Genomic DNA, 2598 nt, shown 5'->3' with positions numbered 1-2598 from the left:
TGCCGCAGGGCGGCGGGGGTGGCGGTGGCGGGCCGGCCCCGGACCTGTCTGCCTACATGAAGAAGGACGGCAGCACCGCTTTCACGGGCAACGTGAGCGCGGATGGCCACCGTATCACGGACTTGGCTGAGGCGTCCGCTGCCGGCGATGCCACCAGCAAGACGTATGTGGATGGCAAGGTGGCTGCCGCCGTGCAGGAGGCAAAACAGTACACAGACGGCAAACAGCCGGCCGCCCCGGACCTGTCTGCGTACCTCAAGCATGACGGCAGCGTGGGCCTCAGTGACAACCTGGACGCCAAGAGCCACAAGATCCTGAATCTGGCGGACCCGTCCGTGGGCAGCGATGCCGCGAACAAGTCTTATGTGGACACCAAGGCGGCGGACGCGCTGCAGCAGGCCAAGACGTACACGGACGGGAAGGCGCTGGGCGGCGGTGGCCAGGCACCGGACCTGACCGCGTTCATGAAGCGTGACGGTACCACCACGTTTACCGGGGACGCCGATCTGGATGGCCACAGGGTTAAGAAGGTGGGCAGCGCGGTGGACAACCTGGACGCCGCAAACAAGAAGTATGTGGACGACAAGGCCGACGACGCGCTCACGCAAGCCAAGCGGTACACGGACGGCAAGGTGCAGGCGGGTGGCGGTGGCACGCCACAGCCGGTGGCGGCCAATACGGTGGTACCGGCCAGCACGGGCGTGGTTTCGCCGCTGCTGGGTAAGCCGCTGGCGCTGCACACTGCGCCGGAAAACCCCGTGGTACAGGTACCCACCCCGCCCACGTTTACGCAAGGTGTGGCCATCGCCGCCCCCTACTACGGCACCCCCATCGTGCGCGTCACCAAGAACAAGGAAGAAATCGCCGCCGGCCGCAAGGCCATCCGCAGCGACTATTCCCGCCGTCAAGCGTTCAACGCCGACGGCACGCGCATGATTATGAACCGCAAAGACGGCTATTGGTGCCTCTTTGACGCGGATACGCTGCAGCAGGTGGGGGATGTGCTGCCGGGGTTTGCCGGGGATTGCGAACCCATTTGGCACCCCACGGACCCGAACATCATCTGGTACCTGCCGATGAATGGCGTGGGGATGAAGCTGTTCGAGATGGACATCCGCACCCGTACTTTCAAGACCACGGAGCTTGGCCCGCGCCTGAAGGCCATTTGGCCGGAAGCGGAAATCTGCTGGTCCAAGAGCGAAGGCTCACCTTCCATTGACGGCCGGTACTGGTGCTGGCAGGTAGAGCGGTCCAATTTCACCATGCTGGGCATTGTGGTGTATGACCGGGTGGAGGACAAGATTATCGGCAACCTCAGCTTTGACGCCGATGACAAGCCCGACCACACCAGCATGTCGCCGTCGGGCGAGTATGCTACGGTGTCCTGGGCCTATAAGGACCACCTGGGCACGCGGGCCTACACGCGGGACCTGAAGACCCGGCATCCGGCCGCCACCACGGACGTTCCGTACATCATTATGCACATCAAGTCCGAGCACAGCGACCTCGCGCTGCTGCCGAACGGTGATGACGCATATGTGTTCGGGGACTACACGCCGGGGCAGGGCAAGCTGGCCATGGTCAACATGCGCACCGGCAAGCGCACGGACCTGCTGGATATGTACGGCGGCAACACGGCCACCGCCTACCACATTTCCACCCGCTGCTACAAGACGCCGGGCTTCGCGGTCCTGAGCACGTACAGCGAGTACAAGGGCGACCCCGAGGGCGGCAACCTGCGGAACAAAGCGGACATGCAATGGTTCCACCGCAAGGTCTTTGTCGTGTCGCTGGAAGAAACTCCGCGGTTCTGGCCGCTGGCCTTTGCGGACAGTGACCGTCTTAAGGAGTGGGGCGAGGCGGGGTACTGGGCAGAGCCGCAGGCCACGGTGAACCAGAACCTGACGCGCATCCTGTTCAACTCCAGCATGAACAGCACCGACGTCAACGATATCGAGTGCTACATGCTGGCGCTGCCCGCCGGCACGTTCCCTGCTGCGGACATGGTGGGGGCGGACAAGGCATACGTGGATGAGCGCACGGCGGCAGCGGTGGCGCAGGCCAAGAAGTACACCGACAGCAAGGCCGTAGGCGGGGGCGGCGGTGGTGGTGCTGCAGCAGCCCTCCCCGTGGTGTGCAGCTCGCAGTTCTACAACGTGTACCGCGTGCCGAACGAGGGGGGCAACGGGGCCAGCCTGGACGGGAACGCGACGCACGTGAACAGCGAGGCCAGCCACCAGGTAACGTTCAAGGCCAACGCCACGGTCAGCACTCCGGTAGCGGGGTGGTACCGCGTGGAGCTGCAGCTGATGAACGGTAACGACATGACGGCCGGCTACTGGCTGAATAACAACATCACGAAGTTCCCCGCCGTGGTGGGCATCAGCACCGTGGCGCAGACGCGCATGAGCGGTGCTAAGAACTACGTGGCGTTCATGGCCAAGATGGAGGCGGATAAGGAATACCGCATCTGCCTCAGCAGTTATGGGCACCAGACGGGTACCGAAGGGTACTTCAACGGTGCCAACGCAACCCTGACCCTCAGCTTGGTGTACCCGGCATGAAGACCATCACCCCGGCCCCCAGCGGCACCCCCAG

The 2598-nt window shown here is 64.0% G+C and carries 1 protein-coding gene; it reads left to right on the top strand.

Going from position 1 to position 2598, the window contains the following annotated elements; translation table 11 throughout:
• The coding region (locus Q0216_RS02040) for a hypothetical protein (RefSeq protein ID WP_298592525.1) at positions 1 to 2564 on the top strand (2564 nt) is incomplete at its 5' end.
• Positions 2565 to 2598 lie beyond the last annotated feature (34 nt).

The organism is uncultured Rothia sp. (assembly GCF_937976295.1).
In the GTDB taxonomy this organism is placed as follows: Bacteria; Actinomycetota; Actinomycetes; order Actinomycetales; family Micrococcaceae; genus Rothia.
Note: the sequence above shows the minus strand (reverse complement) of the source record. Positions and strands in the feature narration are given on the sequence as shown.